Source organism: Phytohabitans aurantiacus (assembly GCF_027923225.1).
GTDB lineage: Bacteria > Actinomycetota > Actinomycetes > Mycobacteriales > Micromonosporaceae > Phytohabitans > Phytohabitans aurantiacus.
Genome location: NZ_BSDI01000007.1, coordinates 537,900 through 558,978 on the forward strand (window position 1 = coordinate 537,900; position 21,079 = coordinate 558,978).

20 protein-coding genes are annotated in these 21,079 nt (G+C 69.6%); 12 read left to right on the forward strand and 8 right to left on the reverse strand.

The genetic code is table 11. From position 1 onward, the window contains the following. Positions 1-2: 2 nt before the first annotated feature. The 5 genes from QMG73_RS10050 (at position 3) to QMG73_RS10070 (ending at position 6,856) form a co-directional block, all read left to right on the forward strand. A complete protein-coding gene (locus QMG73_RS10050) occupies positions 3-1,496 on the forward strand; it encodes a GH39 family glycosyl hydrolase (protein ID WP_281893963.1) in 1,494 nt (497 codons plus the stop codon). Further along, entirely contained in the window at positions 1,493-2,179 is a 687-nt protein-coding gene (locus QMG73_RS10055; RefSeq protein ID WP_281893964.1) for a hypothetical protein, read from the forward strand. Before QMG73_RS10050 ends, QMG73_RS10055 begins: the two co-directional genes overlap by 4 nt. Continuing rightward, positions 2,176-4,173, forward strand: coding sequence for a beta-galactosidase (locus QMG73_RS10060; RefSeq protein WP_281893966.1), 1,998 nt, complete (start codon positions 2,176-2,178; stop codon positions 4,171-4,173). Before QMG73_RS10055 ends, QMG73_RS10060 begins: the two co-directional genes overlap by 4 nt. Before the next feature lie 236 nt (positions 4,174-4,409). Then, complete coding sequence (locus tag QMG73_RS10065; protein WP_281893967.1) at positions 4,410-6,029, forward strand: DUF222 domain-containing protein; 1,620 nt, start codon at positions 4,410-4,412, stop codon at positions 6,027-6,029. Between the two features lie 173 nt (positions 6,030-6,202). Continuing rightward, positions 6,203-6,856, forward strand: coding sequence for a hypothetical protein (locus QMG73_RS10070; protein ID WP_281893968.1), 654 nt, complete (start codon positions 6,203-6,205; stop codon positions 6,854-6,856). Here QMG73_RS10070 and QMG73_RS10075 read toward each other — a convergent pair. The 5 genes from QMG73_RS10075 to QMG73_RS10095 are packed head-to-tail and all read right to left on the reverse strand — an operon-like array spanning position 6,799 to position 13,417. After that, positions 6,799-7,578, reverse strand: coding sequence for a flavin reductase family protein (locus tag QMG73_RS10075; protein ID WP_281893969.1), 780 nt, complete (start codon positions 7,576-7,578; stop codon positions 6,799-6,801). The genes QMG73_RS10070 and QMG73_RS10075 overlap by 58 nt on opposite strands. Then, a complete protein-coding gene (locus QMG73_RS10080) occupies positions 7,503-9,446 on the reverse strand; it encodes an alpha-glucuronidase (protein WP_281893970.1) in 1,944 nt (647 codons plus the stop codon). Before QMG73_RS10080 ends, QMG73_RS10075 begins: the two co-directional genes overlap by 76 nt. Then, a complete protein-coding gene (locus QMG73_RS10085) occupies positions 9,443-10,630 on the reverse strand; it encodes an amidohydrolase (RefSeq protein ID WP_281893971.1) in 1,188 nt (395 codons plus the stop codon). The genes QMG73_RS10080 and QMG73_RS10085 overlap by 4 nt, the downstream gene beginning before the upstream one ends. Positions 10,631-10,675: 45 nt before the next feature. Continuing rightward, the gene (locus QMG73_RS10090) at positions 10,676-12,772 is read right to left on the reverse strand and encodes a cellulase family glycosylhydrolase (RefSeq protein WP_281893972.1); all 2,097 of its coding nucleotides are present in this window, start codon (positions 12,770-12,772) and stop codon (positions 10,676-10,678) included. A 60-nt stretch (positions 12,773-12,832) separates the two neighbouring features. Further along, complete coding sequence (locus QMG73_RS10095) at positions 12,833-13,417, reverse strand: TetR/AcrR family transcriptional regulator (protein ID WP_281893973.1); 585 nt, start codon at positions 13,415-13,417, stop codon at positions 12,833-12,835. Positions 13,418-13,508: 91 nt separating this feature from the next. Between QMG73_RS10095 and mddA the strand changes: the two genes are divergently transcribed. The 3 genes from mddA to QMG73_RS10110 are packed head-to-tail and all read left to right on the forward strand — an operon-like array spanning position 13,509 to position 16,648. After that, the gene (mddA, locus tag QMG73_RS10100; RefSeq protein ID WP_281893975.1) at positions 13,509-14,261 is read left to right on the forward strand and encodes a methanethiol S-methyltransferase; all 753 of its coding nucleotides are present in this window, start codon (positions 13,509-13,511) and stop codon (positions 14,259-14,261) included. Positions 14,262-14,278: 17 nt separating this feature from the next. Beyond that, on the forward strand, positions 14,279-16,423 hold the full coding sequence (locus tag QMG73_RS10105; RefSeq protein ID WP_281893977.1) for an alpha/beta hydrolase: 2,145 nt from the start codon (positions 14,279-14,281) through the stop codon (positions 16,421-16,423). 36 nt (positions 16,424-16,459) lie between these two features. Next, complete coding sequence (locus QMG73_RS10110) at positions 16,460-16,648, forward strand: hypothetical protein (protein ID WP_281893979.1); 189 nt, start codon at positions 16,460-16,462, stop codon at positions 16,646-16,648. Between the two features lie 4 nt (positions 16,649-16,652). Here QMG73_RS10110 and QMG73_RS10115 read toward each other — a convergent pair whose 3' ends face one another. Together QMG73_RS10115 and QMG73_RS10120 are read right to left on the reverse strand one after the other, a co-directional pair. Next, positions 16,653-16,886, reverse strand: coding sequence for a hypothetical protein (locus QMG73_RS10115; RefSeq protein WP_281893981.1), 234 nt, complete (start codon positions 16,884-16,886; stop codon positions 16,653-16,655). A gap of 75 nt (positions 16,887-16,961) precedes the next feature. Then, positions 16,962-17,438: a hypothetical protein gene (locus tag QMG73_RS10120; RefSeq protein WP_281893983.1), complete on the reverse strand. Its 477-nt coding sequence runs from the start codon at positions 17,436-17,438 to the stop codon at positions 16,962-16,964. 99 nt (positions 17,439-17,537) lie between these two features. On the opposite strand from QMG73_RS10120, the gene QMG73_RS10125 reads away from it, so the two are divergent. From QMG73_RS10125 to QMG73_RS10140, 4 genes are all read left to right on the forward strand, one after another. Then, positions 17,538-18,407 carry an alpha/beta fold hydrolase gene (locus QMG73_RS10125; protein WP_281893984.1) on the forward strand — a complete coding sequence of 290 codons (870 nt, stop codon included), beginning with the start codon at positions 17,538-17,540 and terminating at the stop codon, positions 18,405-18,407. Positions 18,408-18,432: 25 nt separating this feature from the next. Beyond that, positions 18,433-18,573 carry an RNA 2'-phosphotransferase gene (locus QMG73_RS10130; RefSeq protein WP_281893985.1) on the forward strand — a complete coding sequence of 47 codons (141 nt, stop codon included), beginning with the start codon at positions 18,433-18,435 and terminating at the stop codon, positions 18,571-18,573. A gap of 81 nt (positions 18,574-18,654) precedes the next feature. Then, complete coding sequence (locus QMG73_RS10135) at positions 18,655-19,152, forward strand: SigE family RNA polymerase sigma factor (RefSeq protein WP_281893986.1); 498 nt, start codon at positions 18,655-18,657, stop codon at positions 19,150-19,152. Continuing rightward, positions 19,149-20,525, forward strand: coding sequence for a hypothetical protein (locus QMG73_RS10140; RefSeq protein WP_281893987.1), 1,377 nt, complete (start codon positions 19,149-19,151; stop codon positions 20,523-20,525). The genes QMG73_RS10135 and QMG73_RS10140 overlap by 4 nt, the downstream gene beginning before the upstream one ends. A gap of 4 nt (positions 20,526-20,529) precedes the next feature. Here QMG73_RS10140 and QMG73_RS10145 read toward each other — a convergent pair whose 3' ends face one another. Then, the gene (locus tag QMG73_RS10145; RefSeq protein WP_281893988.1) at positions 20,530-21,066 is read right to left on the reverse strand and encodes a hypothetical protein; all 537 of its coding nucleotides are present in this window, start codon (positions 21,064-21,066) and stop codon (positions 20,530-20,532) included. Between the last annotated feature and the right edge of the window lie 13 nt (positions 21,067-21,079).

Genomic DNA, 21,079 nt, shown 5'->3' on the forward strand with positions numbered 1-21,079 from the left:
CCGTGCGCGTCATCGTTCCGGAACACTCGACTGGCCGGTTGCCCGACGCCTGGCGCGCCTGCGTCGGCACCGGCCGGTTCGAACTCGGGCTGCGCAAGGACTACCAGGACTCCCTGGCGCTGATCCAGCGCGAGATCGGGTTCCGGCACATCCGGGGCCACGGGCTGCTCAGCGACGGCGTCGGCGTCCACCGGCCGTACGAGTACGGCGGGTCCCGCCATGTGCGGCACGCCTTCACGTACGTCGACCAGGTCGTCGACGCCTACCTGGAGCTGGGCATAGCGCCGTTCCTGGAGCTGGGCTTCATGCCCGAAGACCTGGCCTCCGGCGACCAGACCATCTTCTGGTGGCGGGGCAACGTCACGCCGCCGCGGTCGTGGACCGAGTGGGCAACGCTGGTGCGGTCGACGGTGGCGCACCTGGTCGACCGGTACGGGTTGGACCAGGTGCGCCAGTGGCCGATCGAGGTGTGGAACGAGCCGAACCTCAAGGACTTCTGGCAGGGCGCCGACGAAGACGCCTACCACCGCCTGTACGAGGTGACCGCCCATGCCGTCAAGGAGGTCGACGCGTCCCTCCACGTTGGAGGGCCGGCCATCTCACCCGGCGCCGACGAGTGGATGGACCGGTTCATCGAGTTCGTCACCGCCCGCTCGGTACCGGTCGACTTCGTCAGCCGGCACGCCTACACGTCCGGACCTTCGCAACACGTGCCGTTCGGCGTGTACCAGACTCTCGCGCCCGCCTCCGAACTGCTCGCTCAGTTCGCCCGGCCCCGCGAACAGCTGCGCGGCACGCCGCTCGCCGACCTGCCGGTGCACATCACCGAGTTCAACTCCTCCTACCGGCCCGACAACCCGGTGCACGACACGGCCTTCCACGCCGCGTACCTGGCGCCCGTGGTGGCGGCCGGCGGCGATTTCGTGGACTCGTTCTCGTACTGGACATTCAGCGACATGTTCGAAGAGGTGGGCGTCCCGACCACGCTGTTCCACGGCGGGTTCGGCCTGCTGACCCACCGCCAGATCAAGAAGCCCACCTTCCACCTGTACTCCTTCATGGCCCGCATGGGTGACCAGGTCCTGACGCGCGGCGACGACCACCTCGTCACCCGCGACCCCGCCGGCCGCGTCACCGTGCTCGCGTGGGCGCCCGTCCGCGAAGACGGGCAGACCCTCAAGCTGTCGCTGCCGATGCCCGGCGCGGTCTCCGCGTTCGCGCTGCGCTCATCGGTCAGCGAGGAGGCCGGCAACCCGTGGCGGGCCTGGTGCGAGATGGGCCGGCCGCCCTCGCCGCGCGAGCACCAGCTCGACGCGCTGCGCGCCGCCGCTGAGCCGGCGGTCAGCCACCACGCGCTGCCGGTCACGGCCGGCCGGGCCGACCTCGACCTCACCCTCGACCGCCATGAGGTCACACTGGTGGAGGTCACCCCGGTGGTCACCGACGAGACGCCGCCATGGTGGGACGAGTCGCGCCTCTTCCAGGAGCATTCATGAGCGCAGTCGCCGCGCGGCGTCACTTCGGTGATGGGCCGCTGTCCCGGATCGCCGCCTTCGTGTACACGGTGCTGGTGGTCGAGGTGATGCTGGTGGCCGCCTCGCTGCCCGGCCTCGTGCCCCTGCTGCTGCTCGACCGCCACCCCTCCAACGTGCCGCTCGCCGCGCTGTGCGCGCTGCCCCTCGCGCCCGCCGTCTCCGCCGCCGTCTACGCGATCCACCACCGCAGCGGCGACCTGACCGATCTGCACCCGGGTGCGCGGTTCTGGCGCGGGTACCGGCTCAACCTGGGCGCGGTGCTGAAGCTCTGGGTGCCGTGGCTGGCCTGGGTGGCGATCGTCGGCGTCAACCTCGCGTACTTCGGCTCGGCCGGCGTGCCCGGCTGGTGGGCGGCGCTGCTCGTCGTCATCGCGGTGGCGGCGACGCTCTGGCTCGCCAACGTGCTCGTCATCGCCTCCCTGTTCAGCTTCCGCACGGTCGACGCCGCGCGACTCGCCGCGTACTTCCTCGTCCGCACGCCAGGTGTCACTCTCGCCAACGCCTGCCTACTGTTGGTGGCGGCCGGCGTCACGGTCCTCGCGTCCGAAGCGGTGCTCGCACTGCTCGGTGCGGTGTTCGTGATGGCGTTCGTGCGCAACAGCCGGCCGATGATCACGCACGTCCAGGAGGAGTTCGCCGCATGAAGGTGCGCTTTGGGGGCGACTACAACCCCGAGCAGTGGCCCGAAGAGGTGTGGACCGACGACTACCGGCTCTTCGACACCGCCCGCATCGACACCGTCACTGTCGGCGTCTTTGACTGGGCGCTCACTCAGCCCAGTGAAGACGTGTACGACTTCTCGACGCTGGACCGGATCGTCGAGCGCGCCGCCGCCGAAGGCCGGCAGGTCTGCCTCGCCACCGGCACCGCCGCACACCCGGCGTGGCTCGCGCGGGCGCACCCGGAAATCACCCGCGTCGACTTCGAGGGCCGCAAGCACCGCTTCGGCGGGCGGCACAACTCCTGCCCCAGTTCCCCGGTGTTCCGCCGCCTCTCCGCCGAGATGGCGCGCCGCCGGGCCGCCCGGTACGCCGGCAACCCGGCCGTCGTCGCCTGGCACGTCGGAAACGAATACAGCGGCGCCTGCTACTGCGACCTGTGCGCGGCCGGATTCCGCGACTGGCTGCGCAAGAAGTACGAGGGCCTCGACGGGCTCAACGCGGCCTGGAACACCAGGTTCTGGTCGCACACGTTCTACGACTGGGACGAGATCGAGCCCCCCTCCGCGCTGACCGAGCACTGGCGCGGCCCCGACCACACCGCCTTCCAGGGCATCACGCTCGACTACACGCGCTACATGTCCGATGCCATGCTCACCAACTACCTGGACGAGAAGAACGCGATCCGCGAGTCCAGTGTGGACGTGCCGGTCACCACGAACTTCATGGGCATGTTCCGCGGGCTGGACTACCACAAGTGGGCGCCGCACCTCGACTTCGCGTCGTGGGACAACTACCCGCCCGACGACACCTCCCAGGCGCGCATGGCGTTCACCCACGACCTGATGCGCGGTCTCAAAGACGGCCAGCCGTTCTGGCTCATGGAGCAGACGCCGAGCTTCACCGCCTGCCGCGACGTCAACCCCCTCAAGCGCCCCGGCGTCATGCGACTGTGGAGCTGGCAGGCGGTCGCGCACGGCGCCGACGCGGTCCTGTTCTTCCAGATGCGTGCCTCCCGCGGTGCCAGCGAGAAGTACCACGGCGCTGTCATCGGCCACAGTGGACGCGACGACACCCGCGTCTTCCGTGAGGTCGCCGAGCTCGGCGCCGAGCTCGACACGCTCGGCGACGCGGTCCTAGGCGCCCGCACGCCGGCCCGGGTGGCGATCCTGTTCGACTGGGACAGCTGGTGGGCGCTGGAAATCTCCGACGGCCCGTCCCGGCACGTGAAGTACCAGTCGGTCGTGCTCGCGTACCACCAGGCACTGTGGGACGCCGGCGTCGACGTCGACGCTGTCTCCGTGACCGCCGACCTGTCCCGGTACGACGTTGTCGTCGCACCCGCACTGCACATGCTCAAGGGTGACATCGCGCAGCGGCTCGAAGCCGTGGCCGCGCGCGGCGGCACCGTCGTGACAACATTCCTCAGTGGACGCGTCGACGAGCACGACAACGCCTTCCTCATGGACGTGCCGGGCCCGCTCGGCACGCTGATGGGCGTACGCGTCGACGAGTGGGACGCTCGGGCCCCAGAGGTCATCAACCCGGTACGCCTCGGCGAACTGGTCGTCGAGTCACGACTGCTGTTCGAGCTCGTGATCCCGCAGGGCGCCGAGGTGGTCGGCGAGTACCAGTCCGACTTCTACGCCGGCACGCCCGCCGTGACCCGCAACGCGTACGGCGACGGCGAGGGCTGGTACGTCGCCGCCGGCCTCGACCAGGCGGGCGTATCCTGGGTGATGCGCCAGGTCCTCGACCGCCACGGCCTGTCCGGCCCGTACCCGGACGTGCCCGACCTGGAGACCGCCACCCGCGTCGCTCCCGACGGCACGCGCCTGCTGTTCCTGCTCAACCACAACGCGGTACCGGTCGAGGTGCCCGCCCGAGTGGGCGGCGTCGACCTGCTGACCGGCACCCGCGTCGAAGTCGGCCAGCCCCTGAGCCTGGCAGCCCGCAGCGTAATGATCCTCCGCCAGTAGCGCGCCGGCGAGCGCTGCGTCATCGGCTCAGGTTCAGGATCGGACTTTGAGCTACCGCGATGCCCGTCGCGGTCGATGCCCGTTGCTCCCGCGGCCTCACCCTCCGCGGCCACACAACCAGTTCGCCGGCCCAGCTTCGCCGCCGCCTGGTCAGCACCACCGCGCATCCGTCGTCGATATGGTCGCTCACCCTTGTGGGGCAACGGATGTCGGTGGGTTTCGATAGAATCGAATGTGTGATCGAGAGGCTGGTCATCCCTGAAGATCTGGCGGATATGCCGCCCGGTCCAGGGCTGTCAGCCATCCTCGCGGGCATCGACCGCTCCCGCGTCAACGGCCACGACATGGTCACCGTCATGCAAGCCCGCGCCCGTCAGGTCGCCCACGATCAGGCCGAGCTGTTGGCCGACATTGTGGAGGTGGCGCACTGCCCGCCCGGTGTTTTCAACAGCCCGGTCGAGCGGTTGAAGGGGTTGAGCCGGTATCCGGATGATGAGGTGCGGGTCGCGTTGTGCTGGACCCGCCGCGCCGCTGGCGAGCAACTTACCCTCGCTGTGGATGTGGTCGAACGGCTCCCCGACGTCTATGCCGCTTTGCGGGCTGGGCATATCGACATCCCTCGGGCTCGGGTGTTCTGCGACGTGCTTTCGGTGTTGCCGGAAGACACCGCACGCGAGGCGGCGGCGCGGCTGCTGCCGGTCGCTGATGGTCTGACGACGGGGCAGTTGCGGGTGCGGTTGCAGCGCCTGGTCATCACCATCGACCCCGACGCCGCCCGCAAACGCCGCGACAAGAGCGTCGTGGACCGGCGCCTGGACCATGGGCTGCTGCCGGAGGGCACCGCGTTCCTGGGCGGCACCAACCTGCCCACCGAACGCGCCGCGGCAGCCTCCGCGCGGATCGACGCGATCGCCCGCGCCGCCCGCCGCGGCGGCGACGAACGCACCCTGGACCAACTACGCGCCGACACCTTCCTGGACCTACTCCAAGGCCTCAACACCGCCACCGCGTCTTCCAACGCGGCGAATACTCCGACGATGGCCGCGCCCTTCGACCCCGGCCAAGCGAGCGGCATAGCGATGGCATCCGGCACCGGCCAGACGCGCGGCCTCACCGACCAGCCCAACACCGGCCAGGCACCCGGCACCGCCGACCCGCTCAGCCCCGGCCAGGCACCCGGCGTCACCGAACGGTCCGGCACAGCCAAGGCCGCCCACACGTCCGGCACAGCCACCGCCGCCCGCACTCCCGGCACGGCCGAAGCTGCCCACGCGCCTGGCGCGGCAGAGGCCGCCAGCCAGCCCGAGCCGGACGCAACAGCCTGCCGGGACACCGCGCCTGGCACCGCCGGCCCAGCCAGCACCACGACCGGCCCGGTGCGCGGCGGCGTCGAACTCACCGTGCCGCTGTCCATGCTCATGGGGCTCACCGAGCTACCCGGCGAGTTGGCCGGGTGGGGGCCGGTCATCGCCGACATCGCACGCCAAGTCGCCGAGCAGCAACGACGCGGACGATGGCGATTCACCGTCCACGACGGCAACACCCTCTACACCGGCGTCACCCGCCGCAGACCCACCACCGACCTAGCCGACCACATCACCGCCCGCGACCGCACATGCCGAGCACCCGGCTGCCGCGTACCCGCCCACCGCGCCGACATCGACCACATCAAAGACTGGGCACACGGCGGACCCACCATCGAAGAAAACCTCGGCACCCTCTGCCGCCACGACCACGGACTCAAACACCACGGCCACTGGGAATACCACCAAATCACACCCGGCCTCTTCCAATGGCACACCGCCCTCGGCCACACCTACCTCGTCCCACCCGAACCACGACCAGAAGACGTGTAGGTAAGCGGAAGCACCTGTCGTGCGAGAGCACCTTATGATTGCGACATCTACGGGTTCCTCTTCGAGAGGGGCACCTTCGGTGCGGTGCTACTGCGGGCGTTGGCCAATCGGGCAACCTGATCCGAGGCGGTCTCGGATGCGTTGCCCGACGTGGCTTCGGATCGGTGCATAGCTTGAGCACAGCGACCGATGCGAGAGTGGATACGCGGCCACGGTGCGGGGGCCGCAAGATCCGCATACTCGTCGCGGTTGCCACGGCCGGTGTGATCGCGGTGACCGCGATAGTCGTGTCGATCTACTACGCCGTGGGCGTAAGGCCGCCGGGCGACGAGCTCAAGACGGACCAAGCAGCGTACGGCTGGTACACCTCCAAAGACGTAGGCGTGACATTCACGGACGGGCTGAATCTGATCAGGGTCACGCCAGCGGCGCGCGGGCCGCTGCGTCTGATCTCGGCGAAGCCGCTCATGGACGATGGTGGAAGTGTGCGTGTCGTCGGCATCCTGGCGCGGGTCAACCCGGGCATGTTGCCGCCGGATTTCAAGGTCGGATCGTTTCAGCAGGCACCGGGATTTCCGCCTGACGCGCCCCACGCCGCGGGCGGTATGCCCGTCGAGGGCCTCATCGTCCAGCCTCCGATGCGGGGCGAGGACCGCTGGATCGAGCTTCAGATCGGGTACGAGGTCATCGCACCGGGGCGCTCCGCTCGCCGGGGCGTTGAGCTGGTTTACGAATATGAAGGTGGCCGGCACAAGGTCTTTATCCCGAGTTACGTGGCAGTTTGCGCTCCTTCCACCGCCATTTGCCCACCCGAGTACGACAAGTGACGGACACTGGCAGCAGTCTCCGAACGGAAGCTGTGACCGAGTTCGGCGCCCAGCCCGAAGTAGTGCCGGAAGCTGCAGATCAGCGGGTGCCACGCGGACGGATCGATGTGGTCGGTCCCCGGAATCACGATGCGGGCGTCGGCATGTACCGCCAGAACCGCTGCTTCGACGATGATGAACCCGCCGGTGGCATCGGGGGCGACGCGCGTCGCGCGGGCCTCGATCTGGAGCGGGCAGTCAGCGACGCGCGGCGGCCGGACGCGTTGGGACACCTGGGTTTGAAGGCCGGCGGCCGCGAACTTCGCCGGCTCGTGGCGGAAACGGTCGCGTTTGTGCGCGGGCACGGGATGGCGTCCGGTCAGCGGTGCGAGGCGTTCGACCGCCTCCCACTGGTGTGCGGCCGGTAGGTTGATTACCAGGTCGGGGCGGGATGCGAGGTTCTGAGCGGTCTGCCCCTCTGGGCCGAGCCCGAGGACGACGATCTGGCCGAGCGCCCAGGCCGACGACATCGGTGCGAGGTTGGCGCTTCCGTCATCACGCCCCGACCGTACGACGCGGACGTTTCGACGCTGACCGAAACACCGAAGCCAAGCTGCACCGATGCCCGCAACGCGCGGTCTCGCGCGGTGACGGCACGCCTTTCGTGTCAGTAGATGCGGCGGCCTTTGGCGTCGGGGACGCCGGACTTGCGATAGAAGTACGTGTTGATCTGGTCGCGCCACTCCGCGGCCGATCGCACCTGCTCGTCCAGGCGTTCCCGCATCCGGTCGTCCACATCGGACCCGACGAGGTGGCCGACGGCGGACCACGCGTCCCGGATCTGTGCCGCCTCGTCGGCTCCGGCGAAGTGCGTGTCGTAGATATGTTGGATGACGGTCGAGCCGCTGCGCAGCACATGCCCGTACGGGACGTGGTGGAAGAAGAGCAGCAGCTCGTCCGGGCACGTGTCGACCGACTCGTAGGTATCGGCCCACGGCTGCGGGTACTGGCCGGTGTAGCCGGTGCCGGTGGCGCGGGTGCGGTCGACGCCGACGCCGTCGCGGTCGGCGAAGTGGTATGTGCCCCAGGGCGAGTACTCGTAGCCGTCGACGTCGGGACCGTAGTGGCGGCCAGGGCGCACCATGAAGCCCACACCCAACGGCGCCGTGTATCGCTCGTAGGTGCGCCACGAGTCGTCCATCATGGCGTGCAGTGCCTGCCGCAGCTGCGGCGTGGCATCGGGAAACGTGAGACCGATCCACTCGTCGAGGATCGTGAGCGGGTCGGCGTCGGGCGCCCAGGCGAGACGCCCGAAGGCATACAGGTTGGCCTGAGCGAGCGGATGTCCTGTCCAGAATGGATCGTCACCCGCGTTGGAGACGGCCACCAGCCCGCCGCTCCCGGCGAGAGTGGCCACCGCGGGGCCACCGTCGCCGTGAGGCTGGAAGCGCAGCACCTCGCTCCACATCGGAGCGAGGTAGCAGACGTGCCGCTGCTGCCCGGTGTACTCCTGGGTGGCCTGCAGCTCCACCGCCAGGCGGGTGCCGGGCATGGCGGCGATGACGGGCGAGACGGGCTCACGGGTCTGGAAGTCCATCGGGCCGTGCTTGACCTGGAGGATCGCGTTGTCGCGGAACTGGCCGTCGAGCGGCGCGAAGTGGTCGTACGCGGCACGGGCGCGGTCGGTGGAGCGGTCACGCCAGTCCTGGCGGTGGTTGTAGACGAACGCCCGCCAGTGCACCACTCCCCCATGCGGCGCGAGCGCGTCGGCGAGCATGTTGGCGCCCTCGGCGTGGCTGCGCCCGTACGCGAACGGGCCGGACTGCCCCTCGGAGTCCGCCTTGACGACGTAGCCGCCGAAGTCGGGGATCGTCTCGTAGACACGGCGCGTGGTCACCTCCCACCACTGGCGGGCGGCGGGGTCGCGCGGGTCGGCGGTGGCCAGACCACCGAGCACGATGGGCGAGGCGAAGTTGACGGACAGGTGCGTGCGGATGCCGTACGGGCGCAGGTGGGCGGCGATCGCGGCGACCTCGCCGAGGCGGTCGGTGAGCAGGTGCGCCTCGGTGCGGTGCACGTTGACGTTGTTGATAGCCACGGCATTGATGCCGCAGGAGGCCAGCAGCCGCGCGTAATCGCGTACCCGACTCAGATCGGCGCGCAGAGCGCCGCGCTCCCAGAACAGTGACCCACCCGCGTAGCCGCGCTCGACCTGGCCCATGATCGGGTGGATGTCGACGTTGTCCCAGTGGTCGACCATGCGCCGCCGCAGCGCGGGCCGGTGCACCTCGACCGGGCGGTCGGCACCGAAGGCCGCTTCGCCGAGCCGCACCACGTGGAAGAAACCGTAGAGGAGGCCGGCGGGCGCTTCGGCCACTATCCTCGTGACGCCGTCAGCACGTTCGAGCGTGAACCCGTCGTCACCGAGGACGCCGCGCGAGCCCGGCGACGCCGCTAGGGAAAGCACCAACTCAGGAGATGACGACTCCGCCGCCGCGACCTCGGCCCGCACCGTGTCGACGAGGAGCCCTTCGCCGTGCACCGCGACGCGTCGCGAGTTGACCGCCCGGAATGCCTCCGCCGGCAGCCACGCCGGATGTACGCCAGTCACCTGATCAATCTACCGGAGCGTGCGACCACCCGCCCACGCTTGAGGACCAGCTCACGCGGCGGCCGGGTGACGACCGCCTCGGCGGGTGTGCGCGCGTCGACGACGACCAGGTCGGCCGGTGCGCCGGGCCGCAGCCCGTACTCCCCCAGCCCCAGCAGCGCCGCGCCGCCGTACGTGGCGGCCTCCAGCGCCAGCTCGATGTCTTCGTCGCGCCGGAACGTGTTGCGGTAGGCCAGATGCATGGCTCGTTCGAGCATGTCGCCGCTGCCGTACGGGCCCCACAGGTCGCGGATGCCATCGTGTCCACACGCGACGGTGACGCCGGCCGCGCGGAGCGTCTTCACCGGGGCGACCGGGAAGTCGTACACGGCGGCCGTCACGACGGCGACCCCGGCGGCGGCCAGCAGGTCCGCGACGCGCTGCTGGGTGGCGCTGTCGGCCCGGCCGAGCCCGTAGGCGTGGCTGACCGCGACCCGGCCACCCAGTGCGGTGGCGACCGTGCGCTCGGCGATGAGTTCGAGCTGCCACACGCCAAGGGTGCCACCGTCGTGCAGGTGGATGTCGATGGCGACGCCGTGCTCCTCAGCGAGGCCGAACACCACGTCGAGGTGGCGCACGGGGTCGCGGTCGAAACCGGCCGGATCGAGGCCACCGACGGCGGCCACACCGGCTTTGAGGGCCCGGTCGAGCAGGTCGGCGGTGCCGGGATTGACGAGGATCCCGTACTGCGGAAAGGCGACCTGCTCGACGGTGATGGCGCCGCCGAGACGCTCGACGGCGGCGTTGACCGCGTCTACACCGGACAGTCCGAGCGCCGGGTCGATGTCGGTGTGGCTGCGCACGTGCGTGGTGCCGGACACCACCATCCGCTCCAGCAGGGCCGCGATCCGGTCGACGTCGGGCACGCCGACCTCGCCACGGCGGCGGCGCTCGGTGGCGATCCGGTCGCTCAGCGCGTCGCCGGCCGTGTGCGGCACCCACGGACCGCCGTAGAGCGTCTTGTCGAGGTGGCAGTGCGACTCGACGAGCCCGGGCAGCACCAGCCGCCCGGACACGTCGAGCACGGCGGCGTCCGGCACGTCGACCCGTCGTTCGATCCGCTCGATGACTCCCGCTCGGATCAGTACGTCCATCGGGCCGTCGCTGCCCCAAGGCCGGCCGCCGCGCAGCACCACCTCATCCATGCCCTGCCCCTCCCCCGGTCGGTGCGTCGCCGGGGCCGGACGGGGTCAGGTGGTGCTGCCGGTCACGTTGCTGCCGGACTTGGTGACGTAGTAGGTGAGGGTCGTGCCGCTCCAGAAGTGGAACGTCAGCGCGACCCGCGCCCCGTCGTTGACCTCAGCGAAGAAAGCGGATGTCAGTGTAATCGTGTTGGCCGTGTAGTTGGGCGCGAAAGCGACGTCGAACTCCTTGAACGAGGTCCAGTTGTGCGGGCCGGCGTTGGTGCCGTCGGCGTACTTGGCTTCCATCGTGGCGAGCTGGTCGCCGCGGAACTGCGCCGGCAGCGCGAAAGCGCTCGTCGTACCGGTGGCGCCCGCGAGCACCGGTGGGTCGTACGTGATGACGCTGATCCGCCACGGCACGCCCGTCGAGAAGTGGGCCTGAATGTTCGCGTTGACGCCGTAGGCGCGGTTGCCGACGAGCCGGGTGACCGCCGAGGCGGTCAGCGTGAGCGTGCTGCCGGACACCGTGTAGTCGGTGCCGTTGGCGAGATTGGTGGTGCCCTGGCTCAGCCGCTGGAAGCTCGTGCCGTTCAGGTTGAGCGTCAGCGACTTGCTGGTGATGGAGCCGGTACGCGGCACGTACACCTGGTCGCTGGACGCGGTGCCGGAGCGGGTGGTCCAGCTCGACTTCATCTGCGCGGTCAGCTCGGGGTCGCTCCACTGGAACGAGGTGCGCCCGAAGTGCTGCCCGTTGTCCCACAGCATCGTGGTGAGCTGCCGGCTGCGCGCGTAGTAGCCGAAGAACTCGAAGAACTTGAGCTTCTCGCCCTGCTCGATGGTGCCGGTGTGGCGGTCGAAGCCGAGCAGGCCGTACTCGCCCACGATGACCGGGATGTTGCGCGAGACGAACGCGTTGTAGACCCGGTCGAAGGCGCCGGTCAGGTCACTTTGGACGGTGGCGTCGAAGCGGGTGCCGCCGGCCACGTTGACGCTGAAGGGCCAGTACCCGTAGTAATGCACCGTCGCGATGAGGTTCGCGTCGTTGGTCGAGGTGAACCACGACAGGGCCGGGTCGACCCGCGCCGCGTCGGCGGAGGTGTGCAGGGTCGGGATCACCAGCAGCCGCGAGGCGTTGCCGCCGCCGGACTGGCGCACGATATTCCGGAACGACGTGTTGAGCTCGTTCAGCAGACCGATGCTCTGCGCCTCGTCGGACGCGCCGGTGAACTGCGGCTCGTTGACGCTTTCGAGCACCAGCTTCGACGGCGAGTCACGGAAGGCGGCGGCGAGCTGGGTCCACAGCGCGTTGTACCGGTTGAGCACGTTGGCACGGTCGGTGGGCATCGTGTTGATCCACTGCCACGAGTCGTGGTGAATGTTGATCATCACGTAGAACCCGTCGGCGAGCGCCCAGTTGACCACCTCCTTGACCCGGGCCAGCCAGGCGGCGTCGATGGTGTAACTCGGCGCGGCGCCGTGGTGGTTGCTCCAGGTGACCGGGATCCGGATGCTGTTGAAGCCCTGCGCGCGGATGTTGTCCAGCAACGCTTCGGTGACGCGCGGGTTGCCCCACGCCGTCTCGTCGGCGCCCACCGCGTCGAACGAGTTGCCCAGGTTCCAGCCGGGCTGCATGGCGGCGACGGCGGCCATCGCGTTGCCCGCCGGCGGCGGCGTGGTGGGTGGGGCGCTAGTGGGCGGGACGCTGGTCGGTGGAGCGGACGTCGGCGTGCCGCCGACGTTACCCGTACACGCCACGCCGTTGAGCGTGAACGAGGTCGGCGCCGTGTTGCTTCCGGTCCATGACCCGTTGAAGCCGAACGAGACCGTCGCGTTGGTGGCGATCGCGGCGTTGTAACCGGCGTTGACCGCGGTGGCCTGGCTGCCCGACATGGTCACGGTGGCGTTCCACGCCTGCGTGACGCGCTGCCCATTGGAGAATGTCCACACCAGACTCCAGCCGCTGATCGGGTCGCCGAGGTTGGTGACGGCCACGTTTCCGGTGAAGCCGCCCGGCCACTGGCTGGCGGTCGAATACGCCACCCGGCAGCCGGCGGCCGCCTGGGCGTTCACCGCGACCGTGATGCCGAGGCCGACCAGCAGCGCCGTGACCGCGCCGGTGATCACCCCCACGCGGCGTAGTCGACCGATTCGCGAGCCAGCCATGACGCTCCCTCCAACCGCATGCCACCGGGCACGCAGAGTAAGTCGGGACGTCAAACTTTGTCAATCGACGGATGCCTCTTCCAGCGTGCGCAACAGATCGGTGACGCGGCGCAACGCGGTGCGCACCCGCGCGGCCCACTCGTCGTCACCGAGCAGGATCACCGCCTCGCCGCCGAGGAACGCCAGGCCGACAAGAGACGCCAGGTCCGCCGGGGAGAAGGGACCGAGGGACCCGAAGCGGGCCTCCGCCTCCCGGACCACCTCTTCCAGTACCACGAACCAGCCCCGCAGCATCGACAGCACCTGCTGCCCCACCTCGATGTCCGACCAGCCCGCCGCGATCATCTCCTGGAGCACGCGCACGTACCCGGAAGCGAGGTCGTCCTCCAGGAAATCACACGCCTGTTCGTACCGCTTCCACAGCGGCTCCGACGCGGCGTACATCTGCCGCTGCCGCCCGACGAGCAGCTGGTTCTCGTGGTCGAGCAGCGCGAGCACCAGGCCGCGCTTGCCCCCGAAGTGGTAGTGGATCTGGCTGAGCGGCATCCCGGCCTTGTCGGCGACCTTGCGGGTGGACAGGCTGGCATACCCGTCGGCGAGCAGGCACGCCCGCGCGGCCTCCATGATCCGTACCGCTGTCGTCATCCCGTCTCCCTCTTGTTCGGTCGGTCGACCGAATGATAGCGTGCAGAGGATTCGGTCGGTCGACCGAACGATCATGTCAAGGGGGATCGTCATGGCAAGGCGAATCCTGGTCCTGGGGTACGGAACACTCGCTTATCTGCTGTTTCTTCTCGTGTTCGCATACACGATCGGTTTCCTCGCCGGGGTCGGCGTCCCGAAAGACGTCGACGACGGCGCCAGCGGCCCGGCCTGGGTCGCGGTCCTGGTCGACGCGGCGCTGCTCACGCTCTTCGCGGTGCAGCACAGCGTGATGGCGCGGCCGTGGTTCAAGCGGCGCTGGACCCGGATTGTGCCGCCCGCGGCCGAGCGCAGCACGTATGTGCTGGCCGCGAGCCTCGTGGTGGCGCTGCTGCTGTGGCAGTGGCGGCCGCTGCCGGAGGAGATCTGGTCCGTGCAGGCCGGTTGGGCACGCGCCACGCTGTGGGTCCTGTATGCCGCCGGATGGGCGATTCTGGTGAGCAGCACGTTCCAGATCGGCCACTTTGACCTGTTCGGGCTGCGCCAGGCGATCGCCCGCGCCCGCCACCGCGCGTATGCGGAGCCCGGATTCCGGCAGCCGCTGTTCTACCGGCTGGTGCGGCACCCGATCATGGTCGGCTTCCTGATCGCGTTCTGGGCGGCACCCGACATGAGCGTGGGCCGGCTGCTGTTCGCCGCCACGGCCAGCGCCTACATCCTGGTCGCGGTCCGGTTCGAGGAGCACGACCTGCGGCGCGAGCTCGGCGAGCGGTACGAGCGATACGCCGACGAGGTGCCGCGGTTCGTGCCACGCGTGCCCACCGCCGCGGTCGAGCGCGCACACTGAGGATTCGGAGGCGCATCATGCGGGCACGGCTGCCGGACAGCGAAGGCTTCGTCGAGCACGGCGGAGTGAAAATCCACTATGAGGTACACGGCAGCGGCGGGCCGACGATCCTCCTGATGCCGACGTGGACGATCATCCACAAGCGATTCTGGAAGGGCCAGGTGCCATACCTGGCACGGCATTTCAGGGTGGTCACCTACGACGGCCCGGGCAACGGACGCTCGGATCGCCCGCTCGACCCGGCGGCCTACGCGCAGGAGTCGCAGGTGGCGTACGCGTTGGCGGTGCTCGACGCCACGCGGACCGATCGGGCGGTGCTCGTGGGGCTTTCGATGGCGGCGAACTGGGCGCTCGACATCGCCGCCAACCAACCGTCCAGAGTGCACGGCACCGTCCTCATCGGACCCACCGTGGCGCTGACACCACCTTCGCAGGAGCGGGACGCACGCATCTCCCTCGCCGGCCCGGCGCCCGACGTCGAGCCGTCGCGCGTGCCACGCGTCCAGCCGGACCCGGCGGAGCACTGGGCCAAGTACAACCGGGAGTACTGGGAGAAGGAGCACGAGGACTTCCTCTGGTTCTTTCTCGGCCAGTGCTTCCCCGAGCCGCACTCCACCAAGCAGATCGAAGACGGCGTCGGTTGGGGCCGCGACACGAGCGGTCAGGTGCTCGTGGCGAAGAGCAAGGCCCGCACGCCAGACGCGGACACCCTGGCCGCCTGGTGCCGGCGGCTGGCCTGTCCGGTACTGCTCATCCACGGCGACGACGACCGGATCAGCCCGGTGCGGCGCAGCGAGATCCTGCGCGAGCTGACCGGCGGCGAACTCGTCATTCTCGCCGGCGCCGGGCACGTGCCGCTCGCCCGCGACCCGGTACGCGTCAACATGCTGATCGGCGACTTCGCGGCGCGGTTCCGGACAGCCGCTCCCCCGCCACGCACCTGGACCCGCGGGCGGCACCGGCCCAAGCGGGTGCTCTATCTCAGCTCACCCATCGGGCTCGGTCACGCCCGGCGCGACGTCGCCATCGCGGCCGCCCTGCGCGAACGCCACCCCGACGTCCAGATCGACTGGCTGGCGCAGCACCCCGTCACCCGCGTGCTGGAAGCGGCCGGCGAACGCGTCCACCCCGCCAGCGCCTGGCTCGCCAACGAGTCGGCGCACATCGAAGACGAGGCCGGCGAGCACGACCTGCACTGCTTCGAGGCGCTGCGGCGCATGGACGAGGTACTGCTGTCGAACTTCATGGTGTTTCACGACGCCGTGCGGGCCGCTCCGTACGACCTGGTGGTCGGCGACGAGGCGTGGGAGGTCGACTACTTCCTGCACGAGAACCCGGAGCTGAAGCGCTTCGCGTACGCGTGGTTCACCGACTTCGTGGGGTACCTGCCGATGCCCGACGGTGGCGAGCGGGAAAGCCTCGTCACCGCCGACTACAACGCCGAGATGATCGAGCACATCGCCCGGTACCCCCGGATGCGCGACCGGGCCATCTTCGTCGGCGACCCTGACGACGTGGTCGATGACGCCTTCGGACCGGGCTTGCCACGCATCCGCGACTGGACCGAGAAGCACTACGACTTCGCCGGCTACGTGACGGGTTTCGACCCGGCCGGTGTGGCCGACCGCGCGGCACTGCGCGCCGAGTTGGGGTACGCCCCCGACGAGCGCGTCTGCGTCGTGACGGTCGGCGGCTCCGGTGTCGGCGAGCACCTGCTGCGCCGAGTGGTGGGTTCGTTCGACGCGGCCGCCGCACGGGTGCCCGGGCTACGCATGGTCGTCGTCACCGGCCCGCGCATCGACCCGTCGTCCTTCCGTCCAGCCGAACGCCTGGAGATCCGGCCTTTCGTGCCTGATCTGCACCGCCACCTCGCCGCCAGCGACCTCGCAATCGTCCAAGGTGGACTCACCACCTGCATGGAGCTGACCGCCGCCGGCCGGCCGTTCATCTACGTGCCGCTGCGGCACCACTTCGAGCAGCAGATCCACGTCGCGCACCGGCTCCGCCGGCACCGTGCCGGCCGCCGCCTCGACTATGACGACATCGACCCCGATACGCTCGCGGACGCCATCGCTTCCGAGATCGGCCGGGAGGTGCGGTACCGGCCCGTCGACGGCGACGGCGCGGCGCGCGCCGCGACCCTGCTGGCCGACCTGCTCTGATGATTAGCCGCGGAGCCGGTCGGGTACCGGGGCCACATGGATGATCGAACACAGCGGCGCGCCGACCACCTGCTCCCCGAGGAGCGGGCGGCCGGAAGCGACGACGCCGAAGCGCAGGCCGAGGCGATCCTCGACGACTCGGATGCCCGGGAGGCGTACGCCGAGCCCGCACCCGACCTGCGCATCGATCACAGAAGGTCCGCTGTGGACCCGATACCTGAATAGCCGGTCAGCCGACCAGGCGTGAGCGCAGAAGCTCCTTGCCCTTCTCGGCACCCTTCCGGCTCTCCTCCTGTGCCCGGCGGAAGAACTCGGCCAACTCGCGGTCACCATCGCGCTCGGCGTCCTGGATGTACGTCTCCAGGCGCAGCGTGTTGTCCAGGCATGCCTCGGTGAACCAGATGATGTTGTAGTCCTTGTCTTTGGTGCCGGTGACGTGACCGGTTTCCTGGGTACCCGTCATCGTTCCCTCCTTGATAGGTCCGATGCTGAAACCACTACCCAGGACTGCGTCAATTAGTCGCGCTGGTGCCTTCGGTCAGCCGCGGGAACGCTCGAAGGTGAGATCGTAGTCCTTCCGCCACGTCTTGCCCTGATCCTCGGACGCCTCCCAGCGCCCGAGGATCCGGTCCTTCTCGACGTCGGCGATGAACCGCTGGTACATGTCCGGGTCCTCGCGGTTCAGGATCCAGCGCGCGCCGTCGAAAGTCATCGCGTACTGCCGGCACACGCCGCGCTCATCCTCGTAGAGCGCGACGTAGATGTCGTTCGCATCGCTGCGTCCGATGACAAGATTCATCCCGGAATTGTGCGCACCGCCACCGAATTCGATCCGCACGACCAGAAACGACTCCCCGAGCCGCTCGATGGTGGTCGCGGCCGGCACCTCGGTGCCCGGCGGCTCGAGGAACCAGGCGTCTGACAGGGTCGTTTTCCACTCGCCAATGAGCCCGTCGAGCTTCGCGAGTTCGGCGTTTCGCATCGATTCCTCCGAATGGCCGGCCGGATTGGTCACACCCAGTCAACCAGGGACCTGTTTCACCCTGCACAAAAGGGCGATGAGTTTCCGGGGTTCCGGCAGTCTGACCGGTGACAGCCATGAAAGGGGCAGCACATGATCGAGCCGAAGACCCACACCCTGGACGTGCCGGGCGCCGTCCTGCGCTACGACCTACGCGAAGCCGGAGGCGGCGACGCTCCCACTCTGCTGATGATCGGCTCACCGATGGACGCCAGCGGCTTCACCAGCCTGGCCGGCCACTTCGCCGACCGCACCGTCGTCACCTACGACCCGCGCGGCATCAGCCGCAGCGAGCGCACCGACGGCGCCGCCGAATCCACTCCCGAGCAGCACGCCGACGACCTGCACCGCCTGATCGCCGCGCTGGGCGCCGGACCGGTGGATATCTTCGCCAGCAGTGGCGGCGCCGTCAACGGTTTGGCGCTCGTCGCGCGCCACCCCGACCAGGTGCGGACGCTCGTCGCGCACGAGCCGCCGGCCGCCGCCGTGCTCCCGGACCGCGAGCAGGCCAGCGCCGCCATCATGGACATCCACGGTACTTATCAACGCGGCGGCTTCGGCGCGGCGATGGCGAAGTTCATCGCGGTGAGTGGCCATCGTGGACCGGTACCGGCCGACCTTGGCGAGCTGCCCGCGCTGAACCCGGCCGACATGGGGATGCCGGCCGACGACGGTTCCCGTGACGATGTGCTGTTCGCGCAGAACCTCGTCAGTTGTACCCACCACGAGCACGACTTCGACGCCTTGCGCGCCGCCTCGACGCGGATCGTCGTCGGCGTGGGCGCCGAGTCGGAGGGCGAGATGGCACACCGGGCCGGCGAGGCGGTCGCGCGGCGGCTGGGCACGGAGCCGGTCACGTTCCCCAGCCACCATGGTGGCTTTCTCGGCGGCGAGTTCGGCATGAAGGGCGACCCCGACGCGTTCGCGGTCACCCTCCGCGAGGTGCTTGACGAAAAATCGTGAGGCGCTGGATGACAAAATGTGAGGCGTGAATCAACGAGAAATGGTCAAGCTGAGCAAACGGATGTCGCTGGCCCTGCGCCACGCGCCTGAGCGGTTCGGCCTGGCCTTGGACGAGGGCGGCTGGGTCCGGGTCGACGACCTCCTGGCCGCCCTCGACGGCGCGTGAGCGCATTTTTCTCGTCGTAGCCTTCAACCTTTTGGCACCCCGTCGCGCTCGTGATGGTTAGACGACCAGAGCGGGGACACAGTGGCATCCGACGACGACAGCTTCCGCGAGTTCGTGAACACGCGGTACACCGATCTGTTGCGCGTGGCCTACCACCTCACCGGCTCCGCCCACGAGGCGGAAGACCTGGTGCAGTCGGCGCTGGTCAAGGCGATGGGCCGGTGGCGTCGGATCGACGACCCGCTGGCCTACCTTCGCCGCATAATGATCAATCACCACACCAGCCTGTGGCACAGGTACCGGGCGCGCGAGGTCGTCACCGCCTTCTTCCCCGAGCGCCCGGCCCGCGACACGACCACCGCGGTCGACGAGCGGCAGACCGTGTACCGGGCGATGCGCGCCCTGCCGGCCCGCACCCGGGCGGTCATCGTGCTGCGATACCTGGCCGATCTGCCGGAAGCCGAGGTGGCGGCCGCGCTGGGTTGCTCGGTCGGAACGGTCAAGAGTCGCGCCTCGCGAGGGCTCGCGCGACTGCGTGACGCGCTGGCACCGCTGGCGACGGAGAGGAGCGTCCAATGACGCTGGACGAGCGGGTCATCAAGGTCCTCGGCGACATGGCCGACGACCTCACCCCCGAACCCGACCCCTACGACCGGGTGCGCGCACGCTGGCGCCGGCGCCGCCGGCAGCGCACGGCGGCCGCGTCGGTCGGCCTGGTCGCGCTGGTCGCCGCCGGTGCCATGACAGCCGTTCGGGTACAGGGAGACAATGCGCCGAATCTGGCGGACGAGTCCGACTCCAACTGGACCCACGTCCAAGCCTGGAGCGAGCGCCTCTACGAGTCACCGCCGCGCGGCGGGTTGGCGGGCGACAAGATGTACCTCCAAGCGCTCGCCTCCGCGGTGGCGCAGCAGCAGCCCGCAGGCAAGTACCGCGAGGTCAGGGTGCTGTTCCTCGACGACATCGGACCGTACCGGATCGCCCTTGTCGCGCTGGCCCGCACCGCTCCGACGCCGAACTTCTGGACCCACGCCTCGCGCTGGCTGGTCGCCGACCGTGGCGCCACAGTGGACAAGCTGGCCGCCGACGCGACCCGGGTCGGCGACGCGCTGGAGCCCTATGTGGAGATGGAACTGAGCAAGGGCGACGCCGGTGCCCCGGTCGTGCAGATCGCGCTCGCCGCCGGCGACTGCGACTTCGAGTCCGCGCCGTGGCCGGCGGTCAAGGACTGGCAGCCCGAAGCCACCGGCTCGTACCTGGCGCGCGCGCCGCAGGACGCCAAGCCGGAGTGGTGGCGGGTCACCTGCGACGGGGTGATGCGCGAAGAGGGGCCTGCCCCCGGGTGGCTCGCGCCGGAGGGCATCACGGAGGCCGAGTACGCCACGGCTCTGTCGGGGATACGCGGTGTACGCGACCCCGTTTCAGCCCGGGACGAGGTGATGAGCGCCAACGGCCATTGGGGCTACGAGGTGACCGGCCTGCCGAAGGTCATCTGGCAGGGCCGCATCAGCGGTGCCGGCGAGGACGCCAACGGGCAAATGTACGACGGGACGGGCACGATGGCGGCGGCGCCCGCGGTGGGCGGCGGCTGGCGGGGCGAGCTGTCCATCCGGTACGACGCGATCGATCCCGTGAGCAACGGCGTGGGCTCCAGCGTGTCCTTCGGCACCCGCACCGACCCCGGCGACCCGTCCTCGGTCGTGGTAGTGCGACTGCACGACACGGCCACGCTCGTGGTGACTCCGGCTAACGCCAACGGTGTCGAGGTCGTCCGGGGCGACACCGTGGTGGCGCAGGTGCCGGCCAAGGACGCCGCCGCGTTGCTCAGCATCGGCGTCAAGCCCGGCGACGTGGTGCGGGCCAGGGACGCCGCCGGCGCGGTGGTCGGCACGGTCACCGTCGACGACGACCCGCTGCCGGGCGTGTCCGCGTCCCGCTGGCACCTGGAGTAGACCCTCACAGCAGCACCAGGCTGAGGCCGACCAGGACGTCGAGGACCCCGCACCATTCGGCGTACGAGCGTGCGACCGTCTTGTCCCTCCGCAGGTGGACGAAGTCCCAGCCACCGTGCAGGAGCCAGCCGGCGCCGACGATGTACCGCCCGAGGTCGGGGTCCACGGCGAGCCCGACGAGCGCGAGCGCGCCGAACCCAAGCATGCCGAGCGACTGGATGCGAAACTCGCGAGACCCGCGCAGGTCGCCGCCGACCGCGCCCCACAGGAACACAAGCAGGGCCACAAGGACGAAGAACACGGCTGGCGACACCGCGTCGATCAGTTTGAGCCCAAACAGGACGACTGAGCCGCCGATCAGGATGGGCCAGGACGCGGCGCGTCGGCGGAGCTTGGTCGCGACGAGATACACCAGCGGCAGGAACGGCAGGACCTCGCCCATCGCCGTCACGGTACTGGCCGTCACGCTGCCACCGACGGTGAGCACAGCCAGCACGACGGCGACCAGGACCGGCCAGCGCCGCGGAATCCACCGGGTCATGTCACTCCTCCAA

Excerpts from the sequence above, each read along its gene's own strand:
- QMG73_RS10055 (WP_281893964.1), top strand. The coding sequence starts at position 1,493 with ATGAGCGCAGTCGCCGCGCGGCGTCACTTCGGTGATGGGCCGCTGTCC.
- QMG73_RS10060 (WP_281893966.1), top strand. The coding sequence starts at position 2,176 with ATGAAGGTGCGCTTTGGGGGCGACTACAACCCCGAGCAGTGGCCCGAA.
- QMG73_RS10085 (WP_281893971.1), bottom strand. The coding sequence starts at position 10,630 with ATGGATGAGGTGGTGCTGCGCGGCGGCCGGCCTTGGGGCAGCGACGGC.
- QMG73_RS10090 (WP_281893972.1), bottom strand. The coding sequence starts at position 12,772 with ATGGCTGGCTCGCGAATCGGTCGACTACGCCGCGTGGGGGTGATCACC.
- QMG73_RS10095 (WP_281893973.1), bottom strand. The coding sequence starts at position 13,417 with ATGACGACAGCGGTACGGATCATGGAGGCCGCGCGGGCGTGCCTGCTC.
- mddA (WP_281893975.1), top strand. The coding sequence starts at position 13,509 with ATGGCAAGGCGAATCCTGGTCCTGGGGTACGGAACACTCGCTTATCTG.
- QMG73_RS10105 (WP_281893977.1), top strand. The coding sequence starts at position 14,279 with ATGCGGGCACGGCTGCCGGACAGCGAAGGCTTCGTCGAGCACGGCGGA.
- QMG73_RS10110 (WP_281893979.1), top strand. The coding sequence starts at position 16,460 with ATGGATGATCGAACACAGCGGCGCGCCGACCACCTGCTCCCCGAGGAG.
- QMG73_RS10115 (WP_281893981.1), bottom strand. The coding sequence starts at position 16,886 with ATGACGGGTACCCAGGAAACCGGTCACGTCACCGGCACCAAAGACAAG.
- QMG73_RS10125 (WP_281893984.1), top strand. The coding sequence starts at position 17,538 with ATGATCGAGCCGAAGACCCACACCCTGGACGTGCCGGGCGCCGTCCTG.
- QMG73_RS10140 (WP_281893987.1), top strand. The coding sequence starts at position 19,149 with ATGACGCTGGACGAGCGGGTCATCAAGGTCCTCGGCGACATGGCCGAC.
- QMG73_RS10145 (WP_281893988.1), bottom strand. The coding sequence starts at position 21,066 with ATGACCCGGTGGATTCCGCGGCGCTGGCCGGTCCTGGTCGCCGTCGTG.